This is a genomic window from Pseudomonas mohnii, from assembly GCF_900105115.1.
Taxonomy (GTDB): Bacteria; Pseudomonadota; Gammaproteobacteria; order Pseudomonadales; family Pseudomonadaceae; genus Aquipseudomonas; species Aquipseudomonas mohnii.
Window position 1 is genome coordinate 1,173,535 of the sequence record NZ_FNRV01000001.1, and the last position, 19,147, is coordinate 1,192,681.

Here is a 19,147-nt window from a genome sequence, read left to right on the forward strand (position 1 = left end):
CAAGGACAGCGTTTGCTGAAAGCTGTCGCACGCGACTCCAGTTTCCTCAGAACCGCGGCATATCAGTACCGGAATAGCGTGATGCACTGGCTCAGCTCAACGCTGAGGTGTTGTAACGCGTCGCTGAAGCCAGTGCTTTCGCTCGCTTTGGCAGCACTTGCCTGCGCATCGTCTCGCACCTTGACGACGCTACGACTCACTTGCTCGGCTACGGCACTCTGCTGCGTGACCGCCGCAGCGATTTGCTGGTTCATTTGCTCGATCAGAGAAACCGACTGTGTGATCGATATCAAACTGTGATCGGCCAGACGGACTTGCTCAACGGCCCTGCTCGCCTGCACCAGGCAATCCTCGCTGCGATACATGGCTTGCCGCGTCAGTTCTTGCAGGGACTCGATGGTCGTGGCGATATCCATCGTGGCGTCCTGGGTTCGTCTTGCAAGTGCCCTGACTTCGTCTGCAACAACCGCAAATCCGCGCCCTTGATCTCCCGCGCGAGCGGCCTCGATCGCGGCATTGAGCGCCAGGAGGTTCGTCTGCTCGGCAACAGACTTGATCACATCGAGTATGCCGCCGATTCGCTCACTCTCTGCGGACAAGGAAACCATACTGGCTTTAGTTGCCAGCACGCCTTCTGCCAAACCATCGATCCTGCCCACGGCGTCAGCCACCATCATGGCGCCGGATCGCGCCTGCTGTTGCGCATCGCGCGCCGCCACAGACGCTTGCTGCGTATGGCTCGCCACTTCATGCACACTTGCAGCCATCTGCACGAGTGCCGACGCGCTCTGCTCTGCTTCCTGGCTTTGCCTGCGCGTAATCTCGCCGGCGCCTGCACTGATAACAGCGCAGCCGGCCGCCATCACCGATAGCGTTTCAACGCCGCCGCCAATCCGCTCAACCACCCCACGGAAATCACAGACCATGCGGCGAGTCGCAAGCAGCAACTGCCCTGACTCATCCTGTTGGCGAACCTCGATTGCAATGCAAAGGTCGCCTGCTGCTACGGTACGCAACACCGAGACGGCATGACGCAGAGGCAAGACGATCTGACGGTGCAAAAACAAAGCAACGGCACCCGCCACCAGGAGGAGAGCGAAACAGCTGAAACCCATAAGGCCTGGGATTCGTTTATCGAGCGCCGCCATTTCTTTGCCAGGCGCCACATAAGCGGCCTCTGCAAGACCCAGCAATTTGGCAGATTGTTGTTCCAGGTCTTCATACGCCGTCCCTCCATGGGAAGCCCCATCCGCAATACCCCTCAAGCGATCAAAAGACGCCTGACAGGCTTTCGTAGCGGACTTCATTTCAACCAGGAGCGCCCGTTGCTCACGGCTCAAGCGCCCCCCCCAGAAGCGCGTCCAACCGAGACTGCAGAGCATTGAGCGACGCTTGGGCGCGCTGCGCGGAGTCCGGAGATCCAGAGCGGACGTAATCCTGCTGAGCCACCTTCGCACGAAGCAAGTGGATCTGGCTTTCAGCAATACCCGTCATCAGGTCGCCGCGTTCTAACAATGCGAAGATGTTGATGAAGCCCACACTGGCTACGCCCAACGCCACCACGACAACCAATCCAAAGCCTAGAAGCAACTTGCGACCAATCGAGAGATTGCTCAACACATACCCCATACGGGTACCCCTTTTATTGTGGAGACCTGAACGGCACTGAGAAGTGCAAGGACCCTCAGGATTGACCGGGGCTTCAGGCTCCAGGGTTTCTTGTTATTTATTCTGGCTGCGCCAGCGTTGACCAAGGCTGTCAGTCAACTGGATGGAGAAATTGATACGGCGATGCGCAGACAGGAGAACAGCAGGTATTCCACCGAGTTTTTTGTCCTTCGGTGGAATACTGCCTTCAGCCGGTCAGGCTATGGTGATGCCTGACATCCCGGGAGCAATCAGGCCCTTCGGATCCAAGGCTTTCTTGATGCGCCGATTGAGGTCCATTTGCGCCGAGCCATAGACTTGCGCCGTTTTCTTCATGAACGCGGGATTACTGCGATACACCCCATACCCCGCCTTCGCGAACGTCGCTTGCGCCTTTTCGAAGAAGGCATACGCCCTCTTCTTCTGATCCTCATTGCTGCGGTCATAGAACAGGTTGAACAGATGCACCATGCTACGGCCGTTCAGGAAGAACGCATCGATGAAATCGAACTCGAATTCGGCGGCAAGCGATTTCATCATGTCGATCTGTTTGATCGCCTCACTGCCTCGGGTCGGGCAGATCGGAGCAAACCAGATCAGACCGCCACCCCCAATCCAGTTGAGCAGTGCAAACTCCTGAAGGTCAGGCGTTCCCGTAAACATGTCATGGAAGTGATGCACCAGTTTTTCCGGCAGTACGTTCAGTTGCTCGCCATGCAGCAACATCCCACCCGCGGCCTTGGCTTCCTTTTCAACGAATTTGAGGTGGGCAGCGATCTGATCCTTGGTGCCGTATAGAGCGGCGGTCATGGAGATCGTTGGCTGATGGTTTTTCTGAGCAAACGCCTGGATTTCGTCAGCAGTGAGAGCGCCAGGTCCAGGCTTGATCACCGAGCGGGGAACACCAGCAAGCGCCATGCCCGTAGCGGTCGACGCGATCAACAGGGGGGACCGGACGGTCTCGGACAACTTCAGCCGGCGCCCCAAGTCGACAGCCTTTTCGACATCTGCGTAAAGCGGGAAGCTGATCGTGAAAATCTCGTAGCTTTCCGGGGCGGACATCAGCCACAGCCCGAGCTTTGTGACGATGCCGAAGTTGGACTGACTGAAAATGCCATCCAGATAAGGACCATACCCATATTTGTTGGTCTGCCAGGCGCTGGTACCTTCTATGCCGCCGAGTCCCGTCCTGACCACTTGACCATCGGCGAGAACCACTTCCATCCCGCAGCAGGCCGAGAACTGTTCTGCGTAGGCGGTGTACCCCTCGCCGCGAATGAGGGTTTGCCCGAGCGGCCCCACCAGCGGTCCAGGGCCAGGCACGCTCAGCCAAAGCGGAATGTTGTGCTCCTTGATATAGGCGTGAAGCTGGGCATAGGTGACGCCAGGCTCGACCAGGGCAGTGCCCAACACAGGGTCCACCTCAATGATTTTGTTCATCTTGCGCAGGTCCAGAAGGAGCTGCCCTGGTACGGCAGGCAAGGCCTCCCCGTAGCCAAAGTTCCTGCCCGTCGAGATAGGCCACAGCGGGATCCCATACTTATGACTGACTTTCAGGACCTCCTGAATCTGCTCCACACTCGACACGGAGACCGCACCGGAGGGTGCATAGAGTTTCTCGTCAACAGGAATGTAGGCCTTCATGTAAGGCGACATTGATTCATCGGCTACAAAAACGTTGTCGTTGCCGACAATCGCGGCGTACTCGGAGACGGCTTGGTTGAAGGTATTTTGGCTCACGCCAGCAGGCAGATTGGTTGAAGTGGTCATGTCACAGCTCCAGGGAAACAATCAAGTCAGAAGGACGAAAGAGACGTAGGGGGTTGAGGAGACGGGGCTTTCGGACTGCCATCCCCCTGGCGGTTCTCTTCTTTGTACAGCCGAAGCCGCCGAGACACCGCTCATTGCCGCCCAACTCTTGCGTCCAACACGCGTCGAACTCGAGACGACGCCCTCTTGCGTGACGCCTGGAGAATGCAATCGGATGCCTTGAGTACCGGAAACCGCTTGCGTATGCCGCAGATGGTGCAGAACCACATGTCGAGGCATCTGCGATTGAAGGATTTCCCAGTCCCCCCATTGGACCAGCCCCGCAACCATTAGCCCGCTTGCGGCAACCTCCTGAATGAACTCGGCCAAGGTACGGGGTGTAACGCCATCCCTCCACGCCACGCGCCGAATCCTGGAAGAAGGGAGATGCAGTGAATGGGCGAACGCCACGTCGAAAGCTCGCGATGGACGTGACTGGTTGCCGACCAAGAGGACAGGCCGCTCGACAGGATCGAGACCTGGAGAGGCCATCAAGCGGGTGGGCAAGGCAAAAGAGAGCCCTCCAACCGCCAGGGCCGCTCCACTTCGATTGAGAAACTGCCGACGGTTCATTGCCGCTCACCTTGATCGGCGGCAACGGGCTTCAATTGCTGGATGTATGCGCCAAGCTCAGAAAGCGACTGATCGTCGATGTCCGTGGCAGGGAGTCTAGGCATGGCCCCTACGCTGTTACGTACCTTCCACTGCACTACTGCCGCAGGGAAGCCTCGAATCGACAGCGCAATGCCTTCCTCGTGACAGCGCGCACAAACGGCCTGGTAAACTTTCTGAGGGGAACGGTCCTCGGCTAAGGCAGTCACTGATAGCGGCAGGCTCGATAGAAGGAGCAGGACTATGGCAGAGAGATTTCGACTGTTTCGAGGCGTGGACACTGGCCGCGGCATGCGGCATTGGCTTGGCAAGGACATAAGTTTCACCTGGCTTTCTTGTTGTTGATGGCCGCTCAATCAGCGGTAGAAAGTGCAGTGAAACCTTAAGAGCCCGATACCTCCTTCGACTTGCCTGGATCAGCCTGGTTTTGATCCGTCGAGACACCTCAGCCGAACACTCAGCGTATGAGGGACTTGCGATACGCGCGAGGTGTCATACCAAAAGCCTCCTTGAAACTGCGACTGAAGTGGGAGCTGCTGCTGAACCCCACGCTAAATGCAATTTCAGTGATGGAACGATTGAACTGCGAGACGTCCAGCATTTGCTCGGCACAGCGACTCAGCCTTCTCTGCCAGACATAATCGCTGAAGGTGCACCCAAAGCAGTTCTGAAAATGGCGATGCAGCGATCGTGATGACCAATTCAAGTTACGCGCGATGACTTCCGCATTCAGACTTGGATCATGCAAATTCTCCTCGATACACCCCTGGATCATGGCAATGAGAGAAGGCTTGGTTTTTTCTTCCTCTTCACCGGAACAGGACTGCTCGATGGCACTTTCCAACACACCAAGAAGTGCGTCCCCGACAGATCTGGAGGCCCTGTAGGAAAGGCTTGAATACTGCGCCAGTGCATCGTGCAGCATGCTGCGCAGCATCCTGGGTAGTCCTACTTCGGTCTGAAGGTGGTACAGACGCCCGCTGCCGCCAAGGCTGAACCGCTGGCCTGCCAAAGGAATGATGATTTGCTCGCACCCCTTTGAACTGGTCACCTCCAGCGATTGATTCACGTCGATAAGCGCGAATTGGTTGGGCACCAGCATCAGGGTGTTCCCGCCTTGCTCGAAATGGCTGACGCCGCCCTCCTGAAGCACGAGCGTCCAGTTGGTTCCTTCATGAGCCTGCGCGGCACGGAACTTCCTGCGATACCGATGCGGACTCGCCATCATTCGACAAATGTGGAGATCACCCAGGTCACCGAACTCCAGTCGCCCTCTGAACCCCCTTGGACTGTAGGGTTCGACAGAGCTCTCCTCGTTCTGCCTGACCACTGCGGACGTCTGGCCTGCGTACAGGCTTATACATTGGGCCCACTGAGCCATGCGCTCTCCCGCCGGGAGCTGCTCAGTTGACAGGATCGATAGTTGATTCATGGGAGGGCCCTCTTCTGCTCATCGTTCAATGGTAGAGGTGGCACGGCGCACCGGACACGAGTATGTCCGAAGCGCGCGAGCCAGCCTACACCACTGATCGACTGGTTCGGATAATGTCAGAAGGCGTGGGCCAACCGAACCTGCACGACGTAATCGTTGCGCGCGCGATTTTCCACTTGAGACTCGCGGTAAGTATTCAACCAGAACCCGTCCGACTTGTTGATGGCCCAAAACAGGCCCGGACCGATCCCCAGCACCTTCTCACGCGAATCCTCCAGACGGTGGCCGTTCGCTCGATCATCGGTCACCTGCTTGAAGTAATAGCCATTGAGTCCCAAATGCAGCCCTGGAGCGACTTCGTACGAGGTGGTGAAGTTGGCCCAGGCAGCCTGGCCGGCCTGGACGTCTCGCAAGGACTGACCGTTGAAGAACTGAGGCGTGCTACTGGCAGGGTCGTCGTTCTTGAAGTTGTACAGATACTGAAGACGCCAGCTCACCTCGAACCCCGGAGAGGGGAGCCAGGTCGCGGCCCAGTAAGGGTTCAGTGAGAAATGGTTTGCACCTTGGTTGATGTCTTTGTGAGGGTCGTACTTGCCCACGGGAACGATGACGTCAAATGCAAAACGCTGGGAGAAGACAGGTCTGCCCTGCGCGTTGAAGACAGGGTCGAACTGAATCTGCGGGCCGGTAGTGAGATCACCCAGACCCGTCGCGTTGTCAGCCAGCGCAGGACCGGCAGCACCGAAGGAGGCATCTACCGTCGTCAGCGGAATAATCGCATTCCAGCCAAGGTGAGCGCCCATACCGATCGTGGATGGCGAGATGTAACTGATCTGATTCAGCAGGACCGTGGCCTCGATGCTGGGATCGTCAAAGACAGCCACATCCTTACCCTGATTATTACGAATCGACGTCGCCCGACTTTGTCGCAGGTATACAAGATGAGTCCAGCCAGGCGGCCCGGCAAACCCGTCGAAGAAACTGGTGACCCCGAGGTTGATTCCGGATGGCTGACTGACGGAAGGTGGCGGAGCTTCTGCGGCATTAGCAGTGGAAGCAGCGATCATCACACCCAGTGACAACCAGGCACGCTGTGTAAGAGATTTCATTGTCGGCTCTCATTTTTTGTTTTTGTACGCGGCCGAAAGGCCGTGCCGCCAATCTAGTTTTGAGCCGAGTGCGTGACTTCCCCTCACCTGCCAATAGTTGCTCAAGAGCGCCAGAGTATCCGGACAGGCCTTATCCCTCGTTCGATAAGCGCCCTGTCGGCCTCATACGCCCAAACAATGGCACTCCCAGACAAGAGTGGCCGATACGCGCAAGACCACCGTCGTCATCGTGCCGATCGTGTCACTGGAGGGCGACTTCGGCGATGCAGGGGCGGATCTGAAGGACAATGGCTACGGACTGGGTGACAGCGTCACCGGTGCGTGACACTCAAGCTGGCGAAACTGCAGGGGCCAACTCACGGCGCACCGACCATGATCCGGCGCACGAGGGTTCAATACTGTCTGAGCGCGCGCGACTGCCGTCGAGCGTCACGGACCTCGACGGCAACTGGCGAAAACCGGGCGGAACGGTGCGCTAGCGCTCACCCAAGGTACGCCTCAATCAGGGTATCGGACCTGAAACCCACGTTTGGTCGTCGCCTTCGGGTGGCGGGTGTCAGGCTACGCAGCGAAGGTATTCATTTTTCCAGCTCGGTGAGTACGCCGACCACCAGGTGCAGGCTTTTACCCGCACTTTCAGTGCGTCGCACGTTTTCCTGATTGCTCGCAGAAATCACCACCAATTCGCTGAGGTTGCGTGAAATATCTTCGGTGACCAGCGTCTGTTCTTCGGCCGCAACGGCGATCTGCTGGTTCATATCACAGATGGTCTGCACCGCGTCGGTTACGCCGCCCAGAATCTTGCCGGCAAGCTGGACCTGATCAATGCCGCTCTCGATGCTGCGCTTCCCACTCTCGATGGCTTGTACCGCACTTTCTGCGCCCTTTTGCACGGTGGCGATGATGGTGTTGATTTCAGCCGTGGACTGGGCAGTACGTTGTGCCAGGTTGCGTACTTCATCGGCCACGACGGCAAAGCCTCGCCCCTGCTCGCCGGCCCTGGCAGCTTCAATGGCGGCGTTCAGCGCCAGCAGGTTGGTCTGTTCTGCAATGCTGTGGATGACCGCCAGCACCTCACCGATTCGCCCACTGTCATCTGCCAGGCGATGGATGACTTTAGCCGTGTTGGTGATTTCATCGCGGATGTCGTTGATGCCGTTGACCATGCCTACCATGGCTTTTTCGCCTTGCTGGGTCGCGTTTTCGGCATCGTCGGCGGCGCGTGCAGCCCGCGTGGCATGGCTTGCAACTTCTTGCGCGGTGCTGGCCATTTCTTCCATCGCAGTAGCGACCTGATCCAGGCGCAGACTCTGGTCTTGTATGCCTTGACCCAATTCGATTGCGATCGAATTCAGCTCACCACTGGCCGCATCCAGCTGGCGGGTACTTTGTTCCAGGCGCATGGAAGTTTCCAGGCGCACATCACGCAAAGTATCCGCGGCCCATTGCAGGCAACCCGCCTGGTCTATCCGGGCATTGTTTGCCCGTTCAGCGCCATGGCTTCTATCCAACAGCTCAATGCATTCGAGCAAATGGCCCAGTGGCGCGAATAACACACGGTTGAACAACCTCAGAGCCAGTAACCACGCCAGCCCACCAACGGCCAGAAGTGCCAGGACTCCCGTGAACCATGTCGGTTCAGACAGGACGTTAGTGAAAAAGTAGACACAGAGCGGCACCGATAGCATGACCAACAACAGGCTGGCCCCTATCGACGTCAGCACCTGTGTGCGTATCGAACGCTTGAACAACATGAACGCGGTCCTCGGTAAACGAAGGGTGTAAATCGAGAAGCGATTAATGGCCCAATGGTGCCTGTTCACTTTGTGTCAGCGGAGTTTGTGCGGTATCGCTCTGCACCCGCGCCGACGTTGCAACCTGAGGCTGCGCCTCGTCGTCGCTGCTCACCGAGCGGCGAAAACCCTTGATCGTCTCGCCCAAGTCGGATCCCAGGCTCTTCAGGCGTTTACCACCGAACAGCACCGCCACTACGAGCAAGAGCACCAGCCAGTGTTTCCAGTCGAACAGGCCCATGACCACCTCCGTATTTATTATTCAAAGCCCACCACTTGACGGTGGGCACGGTAGAAACGGATTACTCGATGTCTTCGTAGGGCAGGCCCACGTAGTTCTCTGCGATGTTGACCAGACCGGCGTGTGAGTTGAAATAATATTCACGGTCGGCTTGCTGCATCTTCTGGTCCCACGCGTCCTTGTGATCGCCGAAGTCGTGCAGCAGGTTGGTCATGAACCAGCTGAAACGCTCGCCCTTCCAGACACGGCGCAGTGCCAATTCGGAGTATTTCTCCAACAAGTCCGTACGCCCTTCCTTGTAGACCTTGACCAGGATGCGATACAGGTAGCACACGTCCGAGGCGGCCAGGTTCAGGCCCTTGGCACCGGTTGGCGGCACGATATGGGCGGCGTCGCCGAGCAGGAACAACTTGCCGTACTGCATCGGCTCGACGACGTAGCTGCGCAACGGCGCGATGCTCTTTTCCAGCGAAGGACCGGTCACCAGCTTTTGCGCCACGTCCTGTGGCAGACGTGCCTTGAGCTCATCCCAGAAGCGTTCGTCGGACCACTCCTCGACCTTGTCGGTCAGCGGTACTTGCAGGTAGTAACGGCTGCGGGTCAGCGAGCGCTGACTGCACAACACGAAGCCACGGTCGTGGTGGGCATAGATCAGCTCGTGGTTGACCGGTGGGGTGTCGGATAGCAGTCCCAGCCAGCCGAATGGATACACGCGCTCGTAGTGGGTGAGCACCTCTGCGGGAATGCTCTGTCGGGCAACCCCGTGGAATCCGTCGCAACCGGCAATGTAGTCGCAATCGATCCGATGAGTCTGGCCATCCTTTTCGTAGGTGACGTAGGGACTTTCGCCCTTCATTTCGTGCGGTTGCACATTCGCGGCTGAGTAGATGACTGGAGCGCCACTGGCGGTGCGAGCGTCCATCAAATCCCGGGTCACCTCGGTCTGGCCATAGACCATTACCGTCTTGCCGCCAGTCAGCCCCTTCAGGTCAACACGCACGCGCTTGCCGGAAACCAGCAACTCAACGCCGTCGTGGACCAGGCCTTCGGCATCCATGCGTTCGTGGACACCGGCTTCGCGCAGCATGTCGACAGTGCCTTGCTCCAGCACCCCGGCACGAATACGGTTGAGGATGTATTCAGGCGTTTGACGTTCGATAATGACATTGTCGATACCGGCCTTGTGCAGCAATTGGCCCAACAGAAGACCGGAAGGACCAGCACCGATGATAGCGATCTGAGTTTTCATTATTTTGGCTTCTCGTAAGCACTCCAGCCGATGCGGAACAGCGGCCGGATGTTTTAGATTTATTCTTCCCTTGCATTTTTACTGACAAATTTTCGAAAAACAGGGGATAAAACCCACGAGAAATTGCACTTTTAGTAATTCGGTTCGATTATCGATTAACGCACTACCTCCTCGTATTAACTCCCGGCAGGTCGGTTGAACAATGAAAACAGGTCTCACTAACATCCCTGTATTTAAGTTGTACGGAGAAAGCCAGACGTGGCCAACGTCTGACTTGCTGCACTGTGAGTCCATTCCCAAACGTAGCAGCCTGCATCATTGGGAGATCAAGCCACACCGCCATGCCGACCTGTTTCAGCTGCTATATGTCCAGCGCGGTCAGGCTGTGGTCGAGATCGAGGGCAAGCGCAGTGATGTGCTGGAAGCGGCCATTCAGGTCGTCCCGCCCATGACGGTGCATGGCTTTCATTTCTCAGAAAACGTCGAAGGCTACGTCCTGACCCTGAGTGCTCCCCTGGTCGCCCGGCTGGAGGCACAAATGGGCGCCCCCCTGACTGTTTTAGCCTCAACGGGTTGTTACCCGGTCGGACGCGAGCGCCGCTATCTGACGCCCCTGTTCACCGCACTCCACCACGAATACCTGAACAGCGCGCCGTCCCGAGACCTGCAACTGCATTCGTTGGTCAGCGTACTGATGGTCTGGATCAGTCGACAACGACAAATGAAGACCTCACCAGGCAACCTTGGCGAACGCAATCAGCACATGCTTGGCCACTTCATCAAGTTGATAGAGCAGCATTACCGCGAGCACCTTAGCGTCGATACCTTTGCTCATCGCATCGGGCTCTCCAATGTGCATCTCAATACCTTGTGCCGGGAACTGACAGGGCAAACGGCGCTGCAAATGATTCACCAGCGTGTGATGCTGGAAGCCAAACGAAGCTTGATTTATACAAACATGAGTATCAGCCATCTGTCCGATCATCTCGGCTTCAGCGACCCCACCTACTTCTCGCGTTTTTTTCGCCGCCTCAGTGGCCAGACTCCGAATGCCTTCCGCCATGCGGCCAGGCATGGCGACAGCGAGACCTGAACATTCGAACTTTCCGCGGCCAGCCGAATTCTCTTAACAAAAACCGCCGAGCGCGTCGGAAGAAGAGATTTCAATTGCCCCAATTAATTCGCAAACCATTGATTTTAAACTAAATAATTAATAATCGGAGTTGGCACGATAGTTGAGAAGCGACCTTGCGGGAATTCATATCCCGCATCGTTCACAACAATAAAAAGGCTGGACTTCTCATGCGTCAAACACTCACTCACTGCACTTCCCTTGCCTTCGGCGCTGGCCTGCTCCTGGCCGGCAGCACATCACTGGTTCAGGCTACCGAAGGCGGTGTCTCCTCCTGGCCAATGGGTATCGAAATCTACGGCATGGGGGTTCTGCCGCCACCGGGTACCTACGGGCAGTTGTTCGTCGGCAACTATATGGCCGACACCTTGCGCGATAACGCGGGCGACAAAGTGGCCGACATCGACCTGCGCGTCACGACGCTCGTGCCACGGTTTGTCTGGGTCACCGAGCAGCAAGTACTCGGTGGCAACCTCGGCTTCCACGCACTGCTACCGCTCAATGACATTCGGCTGAACATCAAGGACGGCCCGCACGAACACAAGCGCGGCCTGGGCGACGCTCACCTGGGTCCGGTGATCGGGTTCCACCACAGCGACAAGTTCCACACCGCCATGGGTGTCGACTTCGTGGTGCCTACCGGCGGCGAGTATGACAAGAACGACTTGGTCAACCTCGGCACTAACTACTACACCGTACAAGCGGTATATGCCATGACCTACATGGACCCGGCGGGTTTCAACGCTGATATGCGCCTGATGTACGATTACAACTTCGAAAACCAGGACACCCACTACCAGTCCGGCCGCGAGCTTCATGCCGACTACACCCTTGGTTGGGGCCTGGGCAATGGCTGGGTACTGGGCATCGGTGGCCACGCCTACAAACAAGTGAGCGATGACCAGTGCAGCGCCGCTCATTGCGCCGCCGCAGCGGCTGTCGAGGCCGCTGACGGCAACCGCGGCAGCTCCTTCTCCGTCGGCCCGGCCGTTCAATACGCGAGCAAGGATGGCTGGTTTCTCAGCGCCAAATGGCAAGATGAATCCGGCGTACGCAACCGTGCCGATGGCCAGACCTACTGGCTGAAGTTCACGATCCCGCTCTGAGCCTGACCCGACGCCAGCCATGACAACGCCCCATGACCATCAGATCAGGGGGCGTTGCATGGCCCGCTTGCCGGTTTCGGCCCTAGCTTCCCTTGAGGCGATAGCTGACCTGCGCGCGACTCATGCCGAGCATTTGCGCCGCCGCGGTGATGTTCCCCCCCGAGCGCTCGAGCGCCAGGCGCACCAGGCGCAGCTCGATTTCTTCCAGGGACATATTCAACACCCGTTGGCGTCCGGAGACGAAGGCCTGCAAACTCTCCAGAACGGGCTCGCGAAGCGCTTCTGCCCCGCCCTCTCCTTCGATGGATTGCGCGGGTGCCGGCACTTCATTACCCGCCTCATCGCGTTGCTGCACGGCAGACAAGCGCCCTTGAGGGGTCAGGCCGATGGCCGTCGCCATCAACGGCGCTCCAGCCTCGGCCAGATGCACCATGTCGATCACCTCACCGTCACTGGCGGCAATCACACCGCGTTCGATCAGGTTCTGCAGCTCACGAATATTGCCGGGAAACCGATAAGTGAGCAGCGCGTTGACCAGCCGCGTGCTGAAACCCGCCAGCTGACGCCCATGGCGCAAGCTGAAATGGCGCAGAAAATAACTCATCAGCAACGGGATATCTTCGCGACGTTCCCGCAACGGTGGCAGATGAATGGGAAAAACATTCAGTCGGTAGAACAGGTCTTCACGAAAACGCCCGGCCTCAACCTCGCGACGCAGATCCAGGTTAGTCGCCGCGATAATCCGTACGTCCACGCGGATCGGCGCCGTACCACCGACCCGCTCGATCTCACCTTCCTGCAAGGCTCGCAAAATCTTGCTCTGCGCACTGAGGCTCAAGGTCGCAATTTCGTCGAGGAACAACGTCCCACCATGGGCTCGCTCGAAACGCCCGGGCCGCGAACGCTCGGCGCCAGTGAAGCCCCCCCGCTCGACACCGAACAATTCGGCCTCCACCAGATTCTCCGGCAGGGCCGCGCAGTTGAGCGCCACAAGCGGCATATGCTGCCGCGAACTCGATTGGTACAGCGTTCGGGCGAATAGCTCTTTTCCGACGCCTGACTCACCGATCAACAACACCGTCGCCTGCGTCGGTGCGACACGTTGCAGCAATTGGCTTGCCGCGACAAACGCAGCCGAAATGCCCACCAACGGTTTGCCGTCTACAGGCTCTTCCAGTTTGGCAACGGTGGTCTCAACGCCCGAGGTGTAAGTGCTGCGACTGAGAAAGTCACTCGGATCCAGATACGCCAGGTCAACGTCGATATCGTCCCACTGTTCGGCCGGCTTGCCGACGATGCGACAGGCTTTATGCCCCATCGAACGGCATTCCAGCTCGCGGAACACCACCAAGCGACCGAGCAGTGACGACGCATAACCACTCGCATAACCGATCTCCATCCAGCACGCCGGTTCGCCCCCCAGGCCGTAGGCGGCAATGTGTTCGTCGTCTTCGAGCGAGTTGTGCCAGAGAAATTCGGAATAGAAGTGACCGATACCCGAGTCGATCTCGAAGCGCACCACCTCGACATTGACCATGCCTTCGAGCATGTGCAGTCGTGGGCCGGCGCTGTACAGACTGGCGTGATCACCTTCCGGCCATTGTTCGCTGACCTGGGCGGCGTCGCGTGCTCCAGCCTGCCAACCAATGCGGGTCAACTGGCCGCGCGCCTTGTCGAACCCCAGCGCATCGATCAGTTCGCGGCGAATGGCGCCGAAGGCAGAGCCCTGCAGCAGCATCACCCGCTGGCCACATAACCAGATGCTTCCGTCCTGGGGGGCGAAAGCCACCGTTTCAGCCAACTGCTCGGCCGAAGGCAGACCGCTGGCGCCAAACTGGCTGGCCCGGTCAACGATATAGCGCTTTTGTCTGCCGAGCATCTGCTTGAGGAATTCCTCATCGGCAGGACGGTTATTGTTATTAGGAGTCATAGGGTCAACAGGCGGCAGGGAAGTAAAGTTTCAAGTATGCCCGGACAACCCGCACGGTCAATCCGTCAGTGACTGACCACCTGCCTTGCGCCCCCACATTTGTCCGATAACCGCACAGATAAAACCGAAAAAAAACCGGGCGTTGAGCTTTCAGCGGCCTGCAGCATCCTCTTCATAAAATTCCGCGCTGGCGACTATAACGTCGACCCATGAACGTGCAACGGTCATCACAAATACGACTAACTACTTGATTTTATTGAGTATTTTTCATCGCGCCGAGGCTTGGCACGATAGTTGTTATCCGCAGGTGATGAGCCAGGCCGCCTGCTCGCGTCGGCCTCATGGCTGAGCCGGAGCATCCCCGGGTTCCTGCCACGATAAACCGCAAAAGTCTTCGATCATCGGCGGCGCCCCTGATCGATGCCCTTTCGCACCAATAAGAGAGAAAACTCCATGACCGTAACTCGTCTTGCCTATCAAAACCTTGAACTGCAGCCCCTCGCCGGACAATGGCGCGCCGGCAGCGCCGGTCGTCCACTGGACGTATTCGACCCCTTCACCCAGAAAAGCTTGCTGCAGATCACACTGGCCAATCGCGATGACCTCGACGAGGCCTACCGCAAGGCACGCGAGACCCAGGCCCATTGGGCTGCCAAGGGGCCGGCCGAGCGTGGCCAAGTGCTGCTCAACGCGGTGAAGATCTTCGACGAGCGTCGTGAAGAAATCATCGACTGGATCATCCGCGAGTCCGGCAGTACGCGCATCAAGGCGCAAATCGAATGGGGCGCCGCCCGCGCCATCACCCTGGAGTCGGCCAGCCTGCCAAGCCGCGTGCATGGCCGCATTATTGCGTCCAACATCCCGGGCAAGGAAAGCCGCGTTTACCGTACGCCGCTGGGCGTGATCGGTGTGATCAGCCCGTGGAACTTCCCCCTGCACCTGACCGCCCGCTCCCTGGCACCCGCCCTGGCGTTGGGTAATGCCGTGGTGGTCAAACCGGCCAGTGACACCCCCGTCACCGGGGGCCTGTTGCTCGCGCGCATCTTCGAGGAAGCCGGCCTGCCAGCAGGCGTACTCAGCGTGGTGGTCGGTTCCGGCGCGGAAATCGGCGACGCCTTCGTCGAGCACCCGGTACCGGCGTTCATTTCCTTCACCGGCTCGACCCAGGTCGGACGCAACATCGGCCGAATCGCCAGCGGCGGCGAGTACCTCAAGCATGTCGCCCTCGAGTTGGGTGGCAACAGCCCGTTCGTGGTCCTGGCCGATGCCGACATCGAACAAGCCGTTAACGCCGCCGTGGTCGGCAAGTTCCTTCACCAGGGCCAGATCTGCATGGCGATCAACCGCATCATCGTTGAGCAGCCGCTGCTGGAAACCTTCACCCAGCGCTTTGTCGAACGCGTCAAAGCCCTGCCTTACGGCGACCCGAGCAAAGCCGAGACCGTGATCGGCCCCGTGATCAACAGTAAGCAACTGGCTGGCCTCCAAGAGAAGATCGCCACCGCCAAGGCCGAAGGCGCCACGTTGCTGGTTGGCGGGGAAGCCCAGGGTAACGTCTTGCCGCCTCACGTGTTCGGCCAGGTCACTGCCGACATGGAGATCGCCCGTGAAGAAATCTTTGGCCCTCTGGTCGGGATTCAATCCGCCCGCGATTCCGAGCATGCCCTGGAACTGGCCAATCGCAGCGAATATGGACTGTCGAGCGCTGTGTTCACGTCCAGCCTGGAGCGCGGCGTGCAATTCGCCCAACGCATTCACGCCGGCATGACCCACGTCAACGACATCCCGGTCAACGACGAACCCAACGCACCTTTCGGCGGTGAGAAGAACTCCGGTCTTGGCCGCTTCAACGGCGACTGGGCCATTGACGAGTTCACCACCGACCACTGGATCACCCTGCAACACGCCCCAAGGCCGTATCCGTTCTGACCCGAATCCGGCCTTCCATGAACCAACCTACCAATAAGAATATGGAGTACGAAATGCACTCACTCCTCAACAGCCCTGCTGTGAAACGGACCCTTGTTGCCTGCTTTACCCTGCCGTTTATCGTGCTGGCGGGTCATGCAGCTGCCGATGGCGACGGCGTCTGGAAAGGCGGCGAAAACGTCTATGCCAAGGTGTGTGGCCACTGCCACGAGAACAAGGTCGGCCCACAAATCACCGGCCGCCAACTGCCACCGCAGTACATCACTGCGATCGTACGCCACGGCTTCCGTGCCATGCCGGCCTTCCCCGCCTCGTTCATCGACGACAACTCGCTGCAACAAGTGGCCGAATACATTTCCAAAACCTCCGCCCCCGCGGCCAAACCTTGAGGAGTCAGGCATGAACATAGAACGTCGTGTACTGCTCAAGGGCATGGCCTTGGGCGGCCTGGCCGGCGTGGCCATGAGCAGCTCGGGTCTGACCATGGCCAATCGTGTAATGGGCAGTCAGGCCCATCCGGTTCTGCCGACCCTGGCCCTGGTCAGCGGCGAAGTCGCCGAGTCGGCCTTCCTTCAGGGGATTAGCGCCAGCCCGGCAGGCGGGCAAGTCAAGGTACAGCGTACCGACCTCGGTCTGAGCTTCATTCTCGGCCTGGATAAACGCCTGCGCAGTGGTCAACCACAACGCATCATCGGCCTGGTCGACGATGCCAGTGCCGCACTGATCATTGACCTGGCGCGCAGCGCTGGCGCTCGCGTGCAGTGGATCGGCCAGCACCGCGCCACGACCCATGCCTCGCAGCACCACCTGCTCAGCGCCGAGGCCGCCAGTGGCTGCGCCCCGCAGCTGGGCCTGAATTTGAACGCCTGCGGCACGGGCTTCAGCCTCAGCGAATACCGCCTGCATGGCCAACAGGCCCCGCTGCAAGTGTCCGCGGCCGCACGCAGCACTGCCGGTTCCGAGCAATGGGCAGCCACGCTGGGCTACACCCTTGCCGCCCTGGGCACCGCCAACACAGGCCAAGCGCCACTGATCGCCAGCCGCCCATCGCCGCTGACCGGTAATTTCGTTTCGTTTTCGATCGAGGCTTGAAGGAGCTAACCAAATGACTGAGAAAAACAACAAGCCCCTGCTCCCGCGCGGCGTCAACAGCGCAAACTTCGAGCAAGCAATCGCCAAGTTTCGCAAATTGCTGGGCGATGAAAACGTCCTGACCAAAGATGATCAACTGATCCCGTACAGCAAGATCATGATCGCCGTGGACAATGCCGAGCACACGCCGTCTGCCGCCGTCACCGCCACTACCGTCGAACAGGTGCAAGGGGTGGTGAAGATCTGCAACGAACACAAAATCCCGGTGTGGACCATCTCCACGGGTCGTAACTTCGGTTACGGCTCGGCCGCGCCAGGCCAGCGAGGTCAAGTCATACTTGACCTGAAGAAAATGAACAAAATCCTCCACGTCGACCCGGAACTGTGTACCGCCCTGGTAGAGCCGGGGGTGACCTATCAGCAGCTTTACGACTACATCCAGGAACACCAACTGCCGTTGATGCTGTCGTTCTCTGCACCGTCGGCTATCGCCGGACCACTGGGCAACACCATGGATCGTGGCGTGGGTTACACACCCTATGGCGAACACTTTCTGATGCAGTGCGGCATGGAAGTGGTGCTGGCTAACGGCGATGTGTACCGAACCGGCATGGGCGGAGTGAAAGGTGACAATGCCTGGCAGGTATTCAAGTGGGGCTATGGCCCGACGCTGGACGGAATGTTCACCCAAGCCAACTATGGTATCTGCACGAAAATGGGTTTCTGGCTGATGCCGAAACCGCCCGTATTCAAACCATTCGAGATCAAGTTCGAGAACGAATCGGACATCGCCGAAATCGTCGAATTCATCCGCCCGCTGCGCATCGCCCAAGTCATTCCGAACTCGGTCGTCATTGCAGGCGTACTCTGGGAGGCATCCACCTGCAACACCCGCCGCTCCGACTACACCACCGAGCCGGGCGCGACCTCTGACGCGATCCTCAAGCAAATTCAGAAAGACAAGAATCTCGGCGCCTGGAACGTCTATGCCGCGCTGTACGGCACCCAGGAGCAGGTCGACGTCAACTGGAATATCGTCACTGGAGCCCTGAAGCAACTGGGCAAGGGGCGCATCGTCACCCAGGAAGAGGCCGGCGACACCCAGCCGTTCAAGTACCGAGCCCAGTTGATGTCCGGGGTGCCTAACCTGCAGGAATTTGGCCTGTACAACTGGCGTGGCGGCGGCGGCTCGATGTGGTTCGCACCGGTGAGCCAGGCCCGAGGCAGCGAGTGCGACAAGCAACAGGCGCTGGCCAAGAAGACCCTCAACAAGCACGGTCTGGACTATGTCGGCGAGTTCATCGTCGGCTGGCGCGACATGCACCACGTCATCGACGTGTTGTATGACCGCTCCAACCCGGAAGAGACCAAACGCGCTAACGCCTGCTTTGCCGAACTGCTCGATGTATTCGAGAAGGAAGGCTACGCCGTCTACCGCGTCAACACAGCATTCCAGGATCGAGTTGCGCAGAGCTACGGCCCTGTGAAACGCAAACTTGAACATGCCATCAAACGTGCGCTGGACCCGAACAACATTCTGGCACCAGGCAAGTCGGGCATCGACCTCGCCAATTCATTCTGATTGCTCTTGAGGCCCCGCCAGGTCTGTCTTGGCGGGGCTTTGCTATTTGTAGGAAACGAAATGACCCACACACAACTGCTCGTTGCCAGCGCCCTGTTGCTGGCAGCCCCTCTGACGCAAGCCCAGGGCGACGTGGCTCAGGGCCAAGCCCTTTTCAGCACTCAATGCGGTTTCTGTCACAGCCCCGAAGCGGGTAAGAACCTGATGGGGCCGAGCCTGCACGGCGTGTTCAATCGCGCCAGCGCCCAGGCGCCGGCTTTCAACTATTCCGCCGCCCTGCAAGGCGCCAAGCTGCAGTGGAATGACGCCAACCTGGACAAGTGGCTGACAAGCCCTGCCAGCTTGCTGCCGGGCAACATGATGATGTTCCCGGGGCAGCCCGATGCGCAGAGCCGCCAGCACCTCATCGCTTATCTCAAGAGTTTGAAGTAAGCACGTTATTGAACAGGCCATTGGACACCGACACCGCCTGCCACCGTCCCCT

General features: G+C 58.6%; 17 protein-coding genes and 1 pseudogene. 8 read left to right on the forward strand and 10 right to left on the reverse strand.

Annotated elements, in window-relative coordinates; all coding sequences use genetic code 11:
• Nucleotides 1-62 precede the first annotated feature (62 nt).
• The 6 genes from BLV61_RS05350 to BLV61_RS05375 form a co-directional block, all read right to left on the reverse strand.
• Complete coding sequence (locus tag BLV61_RS05350) at nucleotides 63-1,382, reverse strand: methyl-accepting chemotaxis protein (protein WP_090463215.1); 1,320 nt, start codon at nucleotides 1,380-1,382, stop codon at nucleotides 63-65.
• Nucleotides 1,330-1,629, reverse strand: a complete 300-nt coding sequence (locus BLV61_RS05355) for a hypothetical protein (protein WP_090463218.1) — start codon at nucleotides 1,627-1,629, stop codon at nucleotides 1,330-1,332. Before BLV61_RS05355 ends, BLV61_RS05350 begins: the two co-directional genes overlap by 53 nt.
• 234 nt (nucleotides 1,630-1,863) lie before the next feature.
• On the reverse strand, nucleotides 1,864-3,417 hold the full coding sequence (locus tag BLV61_RS05360; RefSeq protein ID WP_090463221.1) for an FAD-binding oxidoreductase: 1,554 nt from the start codon (nucleotides 3,415-3,417) through the stop codon (nucleotides 1,864-1,866).
• Between the two features lie 608 nt (nucleotides 3,418-4,025).
• Nucleotides 4,026-4,385, reverse strand: coding sequence for a c-type cytochrome (locus tag BLV61_RS31995; protein ID WP_139213605.1), 360 nt, complete (start codon nucleotides 4,383-4,385; stop codon nucleotides 4,026-4,028).
• A gap of 140 nt (nucleotides 4,386-4,525) precedes the next feature.
• Entirely contained in the window at nucleotides 4,526-5,500 is a 975-nt protein-coding gene (locus tag BLV61_RS05370) for a helix-turn-helix domain-containing protein (protein ID WP_090463224.1), read from the reverse strand.
• Between the two features lie 116 nt (nucleotides 5,501-5,616).
• Complete coding sequence (locus tag BLV61_RS05375) at nucleotides 5,617-6,609, reverse strand: SphA family protein (protein ID WP_090463227.1); 993 nt, start codon at nucleotides 6,607-6,609, stop codon at nucleotides 5,617-5,619.
• 223 nt (nucleotides 6,610-6,832) lie between these two features.
• Between BLV61_RS05375 and BLV61_RS31835 the strand changes: the two are divergent.
• Nucleotides 6,833-6,928: pseudogene (locus BLV61_RS31835) on the forward strand (SphA family protein); the annotation flags it as partial.
• 259 nt (nucleotides 6,929-7,187) lie between these two features.
• Here BLV61_RS31835 and BLV61_RS05380 read toward each other — a convergent pair.
• The 3 genes from BLV61_RS05380 to pobA form a co-directional block, all read right to left on the reverse strand.
• Nucleotides 7,188-8,363 carry a methyl-accepting chemotaxis protein gene (locus tag BLV61_RS05380; protein WP_090463229.1) on the reverse strand — a complete coding sequence of 392 codons (1,176 nt, stop codon included), beginning with the start codon at nucleotides 8,361-8,363 and terminating at the stop codon, nucleotides 7,188-7,190.
• Between the two features lie 43 nt (nucleotides 8,364-8,406).
• Entirely contained in the window at nucleotides 8,407-8,643 is a 237-nt protein-coding gene (tatA, locus tag BLV61_RS05385) for a twin-arginine translocase TatA/TatE family subunit (protein WP_090463231.1), read from the reverse strand.
• Between the two features lie 61 nt (nucleotides 8,644-8,704).
• Entirely contained in the window at nucleotides 8,705-9,892 is a 1,188-nt protein-coding gene (pobA, locus tag BLV61_RS05390; protein ID WP_090463234.1) for a 4-hydroxybenzoate 3-monooxygenase, read from the reverse strand.
• Nucleotides 9,893-10,094: 202 nt separating this feature from the next.
• Between pobA and BLV61_RS05395 the strand changes: the two genes are divergently transcribed.
• Both BLV61_RS05395 and BLV61_RS05400 read left to right on the forward strand, forming a co-directional pair.
• A complete protein-coding gene (locus tag BLV61_RS05395; protein WP_090463237.1) occupies nucleotides 10,095-10,985 on the forward strand; it encodes a helix-turn-helix domain-containing protein in 891 nt (296 codons plus the stop codon).
• Nucleotides 10,986-11,194: 209 nt separating this feature from the next.
• Nucleotides 11,195-12,130: a SphA family protein gene (locus BLV61_RS05400; RefSeq protein WP_090463240.1), complete on the forward strand. Its 936-nt coding sequence runs from the start codon at nucleotides 11,195-11,197 to the stop codon at nucleotides 12,128-12,130.
• A gap of 82 nt (nucleotides 12,131-12,212) precedes the next feature.
• Here BLV61_RS05400 and BLV61_RS05405 read toward each other — a convergent pair whose 3' ends face one another.
• The gene (locus BLV61_RS05405) at nucleotides 12,213-14,060 is read right to left on the reverse strand and encodes a sigma-54-dependent Fis family transcriptional regulator (RefSeq protein WP_090463244.1); all 1,848 of its coding nucleotides are present in this window, start codon (nucleotides 14,058-14,060) and stop codon (nucleotides 12,213-12,215) included.
• Nucleotides 14,061-14,513: 453 nt separating this feature from the next.
• Between BLV61_RS05405 and pchA the strand changes: the two genes are divergently transcribed.
• Genes pchA through BLV61_RS05430 form a run of 5 tightly spaced genes read left to right on the forward strand, consistent with a single transcriptional unit; the run spans nucleotide 14,514 to nucleotide 19,095 of the window.
• Nucleotides 14,514-15,989 carry a 4-hydroxybenzaldehyde dehydrogenase gene (gene pchA / locus BLV61_RS05410; protein WP_090463247.1) on the forward strand — a complete coding sequence of 492 codons (1,476 nt, stop codon included), beginning with the start codon at nucleotides 14,514-14,516 and terminating at the stop codon, nucleotides 15,987-15,989.
• A 53-nt stretch (nucleotides 15,990-16,042) separates the two neighbouring features.
• Entirely contained in the window at nucleotides 16,043-16,378 is a 336-nt protein-coding gene (locus BLV61_RS05415; RefSeq protein WP_047530808.1) for a c-type cytochrome, read from the forward strand.
• Nucleotides 16,379-16,388: 10 nt separating this feature from the next.
• Nucleotides 16,389-17,081 (forward strand): hypothetical protein, encoded by a 693-nt coding sequence (locus BLV61_RS05420; protein ID WP_090463250.1) that lies wholly within the window; start codon nucleotides 16,389-16,391, stop codon nucleotides 17,079-17,081.
• A 13-nt stretch (nucleotides 17,082-17,094) separates the two neighbouring features.
• Nucleotides 17,095-18,663: an FAD-binding oxidoreductase gene (locus BLV61_RS05425; protein WP_090463253.1), complete on the forward strand. Its 1,569-nt coding sequence runs from the start codon at nucleotides 17,095-17,097 to the stop codon at nucleotides 18,661-18,663.
• A 60-nt stretch (nucleotides 18,664-18,723) separates the two neighbouring features.
• Complete coding sequence (locus tag BLV61_RS05430) at nucleotides 18,724-19,095, forward strand: c-type cytochrome (protein ID WP_047530813.1); 372 nt, start codon at nucleotides 18,724-18,726, stop codon at nucleotides 19,093-19,095.
• Nucleotides 19,096-19,147 lie beyond the last annotated feature (52 nt).

Excerpts from the sequence above, each read along its gene's own strand:
- BLV61_RS05420 (WP_090463250.1), top strand. The coding sequence starts at position 16,389 with ATGAACATAGAACGTCGTGTACTGCTCAAGGGCATGGCCTTGGGCGGC.
- BLV61_RS05350 (WP_090463215.1), bottom strand. The coding sequence starts at position 1,382 with ATGCTCTGCAGTCTCGGTTGGACGCGCTTCTGGGGGGGGCGCTTGAGC.
- pobA (WP_090463234.1), bottom strand. The coding sequence starts at position 9,892 with ATGAAAACTCAGATCGCTATCATCGGTGCTGGTCCTTCCGGTCTTCTG.
- BLV61_RS05360 (WP_090463221.1), bottom strand. The coding sequence starts at position 3,417 with ATGACCACTTCAACCAATCTGCCTGCTGGCGTGAGCCAAAATACCTTC.
- BLV61_RS05425 (WP_090463253.1), top strand. The coding sequence starts at position 17,095 with ATGACTGAGAAAAACAACAAGCCCCTGCTCCCGCGCGGCGTCAACAGC.
- pchA (WP_090463247.1), top strand. The coding sequence starts at position 14,514 with ATGACCGTAACTCGTCTTGCCTATCAAAACCTTGAACTGCAGCCCCTC.
- BLV61_RS05430 (WP_047530813.1), top strand. The coding sequence starts at position 18,724 with ATGACCCACACACAACTGCTCGTTGCCAGCGCCCTGTTGCTGGCAGCC.
- BLV61_RS05380 (WP_090463229.1), bottom strand. The coding sequence starts at position 8,363 with ATGTTGTTCAAGCGTTCGATACGCACACAGGTGCTGACGTCGATAGGG.
- BLV61_RS05375 (WP_090463227.1), bottom strand. The coding sequence starts at position 6,609 with ATGAAATCTCTTACACAGCGTGCCTGGTTGTCACTGGGTGTGATGATC.
- BLV61_RS31995 (WP_139213605.1), bottom strand. The coding sequence starts at position 4,385 with ATGTCCTTGCCAAGCCAATGCCGCATGCCGCGGCCAGTGTCCACGCCT.
- BLV61_RS05355 (WP_090463218.1), bottom strand. The coding sequence starts at position 1,629 with ATGGGGTATGTGTTGAGCAATCTCTCGATTGGTCGCAAGTTGCTTCTA.
- BLV61_RS05405 (WP_090463244.1), bottom strand. The coding sequence starts at position 14,060 with ATGACTCCTAATAACAATAACCGTCCTGCCGATGAGGAATTCCTCAAG.
- BLV61_RS05370 (WP_090463224.1), bottom strand. The coding sequence starts at position 5,500 with ATGAATCAACTATCGATCCTGTCAACTGAGCAGCTCCCGGCGGGAGAG.
- BLV61_RS05400 (WP_090463240.1), top strand. The coding sequence starts at position 11,195 with ATGCGTCAAACACTCACTCACTGCACTTCCCTTGCCTTCGGCGCTGGC.
- tatA (WP_090463231.1), bottom strand. The coding sequence starts at position 8,643 with ATGGGCCTGTTCGACTGGAAACACTGGCTGGTGCTCTTGCTCGTAGTG.
- BLV61_RS05415 (WP_047530808.1), top strand. The coding sequence starts at position 16,043 with ATGCACTCACTCCTCAACAGCCCTGCTGTGAAACGGACCCTTGTTGCC.
- BLV61_RS05395 (WP_090463237.1), top strand. The coding sequence starts at position 10,095 with ATGAAAACAGGTCTCACTAACATCCCTGTATTTAAGTTGTACGGAGAA.